Below are 8,966 nucleotides of genomic sequence, written 5' to 3' on the forward strand. Positions count from 1 at the left end.
ACAGTTATAAGCGTCACTTATAATAAAGGAAAATATGCAAGATATGCATTCTGATATGATAAAGGAGCCATTATGGATATTAATTACGAATTATATAAAGTATTCTATCACGTTGCTACTTCCTTAAGCTTCTCGGAAGCCAGCAAGCAGCTTTACATTTCCCAGTCTGCAGTAAGCCAGTCCATCAAGACCTTAGAAAAGAAATTAGAGCAGCCGCTTTTTATCCGGAGCACCAAGAAAGTCCAGCTTACTCCGGCAGGACAGGTTCTGTTAAAACACATTGAACCTGCCATGAATCTCATCGCCCGCGGGGAAAACCAGCTCTTAGAGTCCAATACTCTTGGATTGGGTCAGCTTCATATTGCTGCCAGCGATACTATCTGCCGCTATTTTTTAGTACCTTATTTAAAAGAATTTCATAAAAAATTTCCCAGCGTTCCCATCAAGGTTACCAATGCAACCTCTCTTGGCTGCGTTGACCTCTTAGAGCAGGGAAAAGTCGATATTGCCGTTACCAACTGCCCGAATGTACGATTAAATCAATCCTACATCCGCAAAATGGTACTGGATTTTACGGATGTATTTATTGCGAATCCATCCTACTTTAATTTAAGACAACAGGAATTAAGTTTCCGGGATTTAACAAAATATCCTCTGCTGATGCTCGATAACAAGAGTACCACCAGCGAATTCATGCACAATCTCTTCCTCTCCCATCAGTTGGAGCTGATTCCGGAAATTGAACTGAGCAGTAATGACCTTCTGATTGACCTTGCCCGCATCGGTCTTGGCATTGCCTGCATTCCGGACTACTGTTTAAAACATGAATCCAAAGATTTGTTTATCTTAAAAACCTTAGAACCTCTTCCGCGAAGACAGCTTGCCGTCTCCGTCAATCCGAATCTTCCGATTCTTACTTCTACGGAAGAATTCTTAAACCTGCTGCCGACATTATAAATGCATTTTCTCCCAGAAGGCGGTCAGCTTCTCTTCCAAATTAGAAAGCTGGCACACACTCCGCTGTTCCCACTCTCTTGGGAACAGCCGCTGATAATCATTCTGCAGAAAGCGTTCATCCAAAAGTTCAATAATTCCCACATCTTCTGCAGTCCGGATAACGCGTCCCGCTGCCTGAAGTACCTTATTCATTCCCGGATACCGATAGGCATAGTCGAATCCCATGCCCTCTTTCTTATCATAATACTCTTTTAAAATTTCCCGCTCATTGCTAATCTGCGGCAGACCGGTTCCTACGATAATTGCGCCAATCAACTGCTCCCTCTTTAAGTCAATTCCTTCTCCAAAGATTCCGCCCATGACACAAAATGCCACCAGTGACTCCTCTTTTTCTCCCTGAAATGCTTCTAAAAAAGCTTCTCTTTCTTCTTCCCGCATACCGGATTCCTGACAGATGCAGGTAATTGTTTCATCCGTCCGCAGCTCAAATGCCTCATGCACTTTTTTCAGGAAAAGATAGGATGGGAAAAACACCATATAATTGCCCTTTTTCTTCTTTATTGTACGATAAATATAATCTGCAATCCTTCCGTATTCTTCCGGTGTTCTTCTGGTATATTTACTGCTGACATCATTTCCGATTAACAAAAGTCTCTTATCCTGAGAAAATGTTGTCTTTGCATAAACCGCATAATTATCCGTTTTATTCGTCAAAAGCTCCTTATAATACTGAACCGGCAGCAGCGTTGCCGAGAAGAAAATCGTAGCATTTCCCTTATCCAGACACTCCTGCAGATTAAAGGATGGATCCACGCAAAAAAGCTTTATGACAAATCTGCCCTCTTCATCATGCTGCCCGTAAATTACATAATGCTCGTCCACACGCTCATAGATATTCAAGAAATTGCGCAATTCAAAATAGAAATCAAGAACCACATCCCGCCCCGGGAACTCCGGATTCTTCTGCATATATTCTTCGATTTTTGCTGCAAGACGCATACAGGAGAAAATGAGATTCGGAATGCTTTCGTAAATCTGATAAGTTTCGCATTCTCTCTTATATTCCAACATCAGCTTATTGCATTTACCCAGTTCTTTCTCAATGGCAGAGCTTCTTGGCTTCATAATTTTCCGCACCGCAAGAATATCCTCTTTGACAAGGGCAGCACTATACATCTCCCGTCCACGTTCCACAAGATTGTGTGCCTCATCCACCAGAAAGATATAATCACCCTTGATGCCATCTGCGAAAAAACGCTTTAGATACACATTCGGGTCAAAGACATAATTATAATCGCAGATAATATTATCTGCCCAGGTTGCCGTGTCCAGACACATTTCAAACGGGCAGACCTGATATTCTTTTGCATGTGCCAGCAAAACTTCTCTTGTCATATTATTTTCTTTCTGTAATAAATCGTAAACCGCATCATTTACCCGGTCAAAATGCCCCTTTGCATAAGGGCAGCTTACGGGATTACAGTCCACTTCCTCACAAGGGCATAATTTTTCTTTCGCTGTAATCTGCACACTTTTTGCCCGATAACCCTTTTCACATAAAATGCCAAGGGTCTCTTTTGCCACATTTGCGGTAACAGTCTTGGCAGTTAAGTAAAAAATCTTATCACCTAATCCTTCTCCCACCGCTTTGATTGCCGGATATAATGTAGAAATGGTCTTGCCTACTCCGGTGGGTGCCTGAATAAACAGATTCTTTTTTCTGGCTATCGTACGGTAAACCCCGGCAGCCAACTCCTTCTGTCCCTCCCGGTACGGAAACGGAAATGCCAGTTCCTTAATGGATGCCTGCCGTTTCTTCCGCCACTCATACTGAAAATCCGCCCATTTCTTATATTTTAAAATCAAATCTGAAAACCATTCCTGCAGCTGCTGCATGCTATATTCATAAGAAAAATATTTTAAATCTCCGGTATCGAGATTTCCATATGTCATCTGAACATTGATTTTCTGTAAATCATTCTGGATTCCATATATGTACGCATAGCACTTTGCCTGTGCCAGATGTACCTTTACGGGTTCTTCCAATAAGTCAAGGCTTAAATATACGCCTTTTATCTCATCAATGGTAACTGTTTCTTCTATTATAATGCCGTCTGCCCGTCCCCAGATTCCAAGCTCATAATTTTCTTCCTCAATGATAATATTTAACGGAACCTCGGCATGGTAAGTGCTTCCCATCTTCTTTTGAATCTTCCGATGGAGTCTGCTGCCCGCCTGCATGGCTTCCATCGTATCAAGACTGGCTCTACGGTTATCAATGTCTCCGGAACGCAAGATAAACTCCACCAGATTTCGTACCGATATTCTTATCTGCTCACGTTCCATTCCGCTGTCACCTCATTTCATCCCATCTTATACTTATTTCTATTTATGCTATTCACTATTTTTTCTATTTATCAATTTTTGAAAAATCTCATTTTTCTAGCAGACTTTAAAGGAATTGAAACGTACTCTCATTTCATAATAACAAAAAAATACCAGATAGAAAAGACAATATCCAAATTGTCCGCTACCCGGTATTTCTTCTTACCTTATGAACCTGTATTTTCTGGCTGCCAGAAAACCTGTGCCATCATTTAAGCAGTTGCATACTTGCTTAATACATTCTCAAAGTTCATATCATGTCCGCCATACTTAACAGTAAGCTCTCGATTCAGATCAAGACTTAATACTCCAAGAAAAGACTTTGCGTCAATTATTACTCTATTGTATGAAATATCAATGTCAAAATCACATTTTCCTGCCTCACGTACAAAGTCTCTAACCTCTTCTGTGCCAGCTAATTTGATTTTCTTTTCATTCATTTTTTTCACCATCCTCAAAAAAATAAACTGATTTACTTTTGATTCTTGAGCATTATGACACCATTTCTTTTTTTTGTCAATTTTCGCTTACCATCTTAGTATATGAATTTTATGAGCATTTTACACAATAAATTTTTCTGTTTTTCTCAATTTTGGTCTTACCAAAATTAGTTTGCCTGTCACATTTTGTCGTTTTTTATGGTACTTTAGTCACATTTACAAGTTTTTTTTTACTCAGTCAATATTTTTTATCGTTTTTCACAAATTTTTGTGTCAAAAAATAAGGTAATAAGCCTCGCATTCCTTCAAAAGTCTTCAAAAAAGCTCCAAATTCCATCATTATTCCTAAACTTCTTTCTACACATAACATTTACATAATACTTACTATTGCACTTTTTCCCGTACATTCAGCGGTTTTCCATATAAGTGGACATTTTGTGTATTATAACGTGATTGTATCACTCATTAATTTCGCCGATTTTAAATCATGCAAGTATCTTGACTCGCTTGCGCTCATTATATTACGTCTTTCGAAGATATCCAGATCCGCTTTTTCTTGAAATATACTATCTCTATAATAATAAGAAGAACGGACACTCCGATTACTGCCAGATAACCATATTTCCATTGAAATTCCGGCATTCCCGGAAAATTCATTCCATACCAGCCTGTAATTAGTGTCAATGGCAAAAAGAGAGTTGTTACAATGGTCAGAATACTCATAATCCGATTCTGGTGAATATCAATCTGCGTCTGATACATTTCACGGATTTGCTGTAAATACTCGCGGATTGTCTCTACGTAATTATGCAGCCGCTCCACACGATTCATATAGCGTTCCCAGCCCTGTTCCTCTTCTACTAAAGACTCCCGATTCATATACATCTGCATGAAATCTCCCATATTCATTAACTGTTCATAATATGCCCGGCTCTCTGAAAGCTGCTTCCGATAACGCATAATTACTTCATTAAAATGCTCCGGTATCCTCTTAATTACAACATCCTCTACCTTCTCCAAATTTTCCTCTATCTTTTGCAGATAAAGAATATCATTGTCAATTAATGCATTACAAATAAAGAGCAACACCATATGAAGTGTGCAGCCATCAAACATATCATTTTTGACCTTTGCCAATATTTCCTGTAATTCCTCATCTTCTTCTATTAAAAATAGTTTATTTTCAAAGAGATAAAAGCCAAAGGAAAACTCTTTTTCCTTTTTACTTCCCTGTTTTGGTACATGTATAATCCCCTGTACACATTCATGAAATGCCTCTACTTTGCTATAGCGGATAAAACGCATGCTGCTAATCAGATTCTTTCGATGCGGATAATTTCCTTCTAATTGCTGAAATTCTTCCATATTTAATAGTATTATCTGCGGTTCAGATTCCTTTTCTATATTTTTCCCATTATCCCTTGCTAAAGAAAGTTCTCCTGATGCCGCATGCAACCAATACCTGTTCATTTCTCTTACAGCTCCCTTCCTCACAATCCTGTTTTCATTCATCACATATTTTCTTCTATGTCAGTAGACTACCCTTTATAAAACTTCTCTTTCATTACTTTCTCTTAGATTTTAACACTCTTTGTCTATTTTATACCACTTTTCTTTTTTATACAAAATTTACTGCTAATAGCTGTTTGTGAATTCATGCTAAGTCTGCCGGTAGCTTCTTACGAATACCTGGCACAACTACGAGAAACATGCTTTGCGAGTTTCTCGCTACTCGCATAACACAGAATGTGCCTTGGCACATTCTTGCGCCTGCGGCGGTCGCTTGCGACATCTACCTTATACGCCGCAGTGTGCATCCTCGCAGAGCGTTTTTTACTTTACAGGAAAGCAATTTCCTGTAAAGTAAAAAAAGAAAGTATAGAATATACTTTCTTTTAAAGAACAGGGGTGGAAGGAATCGAACCCTCCTCTGGAGTTTTGGAGACTCTTATTCTACCGATGAACTACACCCCTATATGCTAAAATGACGTACAAGTACGTCACAATAGGTTTGTTTTGTAACATACCTTCAAAACTTCATACAGGAATCCGAAAACTTTATTTCTAAGATGGTCATCTCAAATGCTTCGCATTTTCGATGTCATTTGCAGGCAAATGTTCGTCCGGCTTAAGAGCTGTTTCCGCAGATAAATCTGCTCCACATCTCTTCATCCGTCCTACCATCTTACTGCTTTTTGGTCAAGCCCTCGACCGATTAGTAACAGTCAGCTCCACACGTTACCGTGCTTCCACCTCTGCCCTATCTACCTGATACTCTTTCAGGGGTCTTACTGTCTTATAGACAGGGACATCTCATCTTGGGGGGGGCTTCACGCTTAGATGCCTTCAGCGTTTATCCCTTCCGGACTTGGCTACCCAGCTATGGATTTGGTATCCAGCTGATGCACCAGTGGTCCGTCCAGCCCGGTCCTCTCGTACTAAGGCCAGCTCCCCTCAGATATCCTACGCCCGCGCCGGATAGGGACCGAACTGTCTCACGACGTTCTGAACCCAGCTCGCGTACCGCTTTAATGGGCGAACAGCCCAACCCTTGGGACCTGCTACAGCCCCAGGATGCGATGAGCCGACATCGAGGTGCCAAACCACTCCGTCGATGTGAACTCTTGGGAGTGATAAGCCTGTTATCCCCAGGGTAGCTTTTATCCGTTGAGCGATGGCAATCCCACTTTATGCCACCGGATCACTAAGTCCTACTTTCGTACCTGCTCCACCCGTCGGTGTCGCAGTCAAGCTCCCTTCTGCCTTTGCACTCTTTAAATGGTTTCCGACCATTCTGAGGGAACCTTTGAGCGCCTCCGATACCCTTTCGGAGGCGACCGCCCCAGTCAAACTCCCCGCCTGGCATTGTCCCACCGCTGGTTCACAGCGGCTGGTTAGAAACCCAATACTGCAAGGGTGGTATCCCAACAGCGACTCTGTTAAGACTGGCGTCCTAACTTCTTCGTCTCCCACCTATCCTGTACATGCAGTACCGAATCCCAGTACCAAACTGGAGTAAAGCTCCATGGGGTCTTTCCGTCCTGGCGCGGGTAACCAGCATCTTCACTGGTACTTCAATTTCACCGGATGTATTGTCGAGACAGTGCTCAAATCATTACGCCTTTCGTGCGGGTCGGAACTTACCCGACAAGGAATTTCGCTACCTTAGGACCGTTATAGTTACGGCCGCCGTTTACTGGGGCTTAAATTCAAAGCTTCGCTTGCGCTAACCTCTCCTCTTAACCTTCCAGCACCGGGCAGGCGTCAGCCCATATACTTCACCTTTCGGTTTTGCATAGACCTGTGTTTTTGCTAAACAGTTGCTTGAGCCTATTCTCTGCGGCCTGATTTCTCAGGCACCCCTTCTCCCGAAGTTACGGGGTCATTTTGCCGAGTTCCTTAACAATACTTCTTCCGTCGGCCTTAGGATTCTCTCCTCATCCACCTGTGTCGGTTTACGGTACGGGCACATATGGCACAATAGCGGCTTTTCTCGGCAGCCGGTCCGCATGCTTCGCTACTCTAGTTCGCTCCACATCACAGCAAGGACTTTCGTGTGCGGATTTGCCAGCACACCATCCCCTCTGCTTGTACCAGTCTTTCCATTCCTGGCTCATGCTTTCCTTCTGCGTCCCCACAGTTCTGACCATATGTGGTACAGGAATCTAAACCTGTTGTCCATCGGATACGCCTCTCGGCCTCTCCTTAGGTCCCGACTTACCCAGGGCAGATCAGCTTTACCCTGGAATCCTTGGATATTCGGCCGGAAGGATTCTCACCTTCCTCTCGCTACTCATTCCGGCATTCTCTCTTCTTATCCCTCCACTGCTCCTTACCGGTACAGCTTCGTCGGTCTTAAGAATGCTCCTCTACCAATCATACTAGGTATGATTCCACAGCTTCGGTGTTGTGTTTCAGCCCCGGACATTTTCGGCGCAGGGACTCTCGACTAGTGAGCTGTTACGCACTCTTTGAATGAATGGCTGCTTCTGAGCCAACATCCTAGTTGTCTTTGAATCCCCACATCCTTTTCCACTTAACACACACTTTGGGACCTTAGCTGGTGGTCTGGGCTCTTTCCCTTTTGACTGTCCAACTTATCTCGTACAGTCTGACTCCCGTTCATCATCTTAATGGCATTCGGAGTTTGATATTCTTTGGTAAGCTTTGACGCCCCCGCGGAAATTCAGTGCTCTACCTCCACAAGACTAAAACGAGGCTAGCCCTAAAGCTATTTCGAGGAGAACCAGCTATCTCCGGGTTCGATTGGAATTTCTCCCCTATCCACACCTCATCCCCACCCTTTTCAACGGATGTGGGTTCGGTCCTCCAACGCCTTTTACGGCATCTTCAACCTGGACATGGATAGATCACCCGGTTTCGGGTCTACTCCTACTGACTATAACCGCCCTATTAAGACTTGGTTTCCCTTCGGCTCCGGACCTTAAGTCCTTAACCTCGCCAGTAAGCGTAACTCGCCGGACCGTTCTACAAAAAGTACGCGGTCGCACATATAAAGTGCTTCCACAGCTTGTAAACACAGGGTTTCAGGTTCTCTTTCACTCCCCTCCCGGGGTCCTTTTCACCTTTCCTTCACAGTACTATGCGCTATCGGTCACTAAGTAGTATTTAGCCTTACGGGGTGGTCCCCGCTTATTCCATCAAGGTTTCTCGTGTCTCGATGTACTCTGGATACCGCCATGTCAGCTCTTCTTTCGCTTACGGGACTTTCACCCTCTCTGGTCTGCTTTCCCAAAACAGTTCTGCTGGAATTGCTGAATCAATTATGCGGTCCGAACCCCGGAATGCACGCACTCCGGTTTGGGCTCTTTCCATTTCGCTCGCCGCTACTTTGGAAATCGATTTTTCTTTCTCTTCCTCCGGCTACTTAGATGTTTCAGTTCACCGGGTTCCCTTCCATACGTTATGGATTGGCGTATGGATACATGAGGTATACTCATGTGGGTTTCCCCATTCAGACATTCACGGATCAATGGATATTTGCTCCTCCCCGTGACTTTTCGCAGCTTATCACGTCTTTCATCGGCTCTTAGTGCCAAGGCATCCACCCTGCGCTCTTCTTCGCTTGACCTTGTTATGAGCACTTAGTATACACTAATGCTCCCGTCGTATAGCGTTACGACGCTTGTGTTTGTTGATTCTTTTGAATCGGTTTGTTTCTCG

Annotated in this window: 4 protein-coding genes, 1 tRNA gene and 1 rRNA gene; 1 reads left to right on the top strand and 5 read right to left on the bottom strand. The window is 43.2% G+C overall.

Annotation, left to right across the window (positions count from 1 at the left end; genetic code table 11):
- Positions 1–72: 72 nt before the first annotated feature.
- Entirely contained in the window at positions 73–957 is an 885-nt protein-coding gene (locus tag DWX65_RS03785; RefSeq protein WP_118172834.1) for a LysR family transcriptional regulator, read from the top strand.
- Here DWX65_RS03785 and DWX65_RS03790 read toward each other — a convergent pair.
- The 5 genes from DWX65_RS03790 to DWX65_RS03810 form a co-directional block, all read right to left on the bottom strand.
- Entirely contained in the window at positions 952–3,303 is a 2,352-nt protein-coding gene (locus DWX65_RS03790; protein ID WP_118172835.1) for an ATP-dependent DNA helicase, read from the bottom strand. The genes DWX65_RS03785 and DWX65_RS03790 overlap by 6 nt on opposite strands.
- 251 nt (positions 3,304–3,554) lie before the next feature.
- Positions 3,555–3,782, bottom strand: a complete 228-nt coding sequence (locus DWX65_RS03795) for an HPr family phosphocarrier protein (protein WP_117698613.1) — start codon at positions 3,780–3,782, stop codon at positions 3,555–3,557.
- Between the two features lie 516 nt (positions 3,783–4,298).
- A complete protein-coding gene (locus DWX65_RS03800) occupies positions 4,299–5,252 on the bottom strand; it encodes a magnesium transporter CorA family protein (protein ID WP_022243381.1) in 954 nt (317 codons plus the stop codon).
- A gap of 433 nt (positions 5,253–5,685) precedes the next feature.
- Positions 5,686–5,756: transfer RNA gene (locus DWX65_RS03805), tRNA-Trp, on the bottom strand.
- A gap of 221 nt (positions 5,757–5,977) precedes the next feature.
- Positions 5,978–8,874, bottom strand: a 23S ribosomal RNA gene (locus DWX65_RS03810).
- Between the last annotated feature and the right edge of the window lie 92 nt (positions 8,875–8,966).

The organism is Roseburia sp. AF20-18LB (assembly GCF_003461185.1).
Lineage (GTDB): Bacteria > Bacillota > Clostridia > Lachnospirales > Lachnospiraceae > Roseburia_C > Roseburia_C amylophila.

What these genes read in the sequence shown, in the direction of transcription:
- DWX65_RS03785 (WP_118172834.1), top strand. Translation starts at nt 73, where the DNA reads ATGGATATTAATTACGAATTATATAAAGTATTCTATCACGTTGCTACT.
- DWX65_RS03800 (WP_022243381.1), bottom strand. Translation starts at nt 5,252, where the DNA reads ATGAACAGGTATTGGTTGCATGCGGCATCAGGAGAACTTTCTTTAGCA.
- DWX65_RS03795 (WP_117698613.1), bottom strand. Translation starts at nt 3,782, where the DNA reads ATGAATGAAAAGAAAATCAAATTAGCTGGCACAGAAGAGGTTAGAGAC.
- DWX65_RS03790 (WP_118172835.1), bottom strand. Translation starts at nt 3,303, where the DNA reads ATGGAACGTGAGCAGATAAGAATATCGGTACGAAATCTGGTGGAGTTT.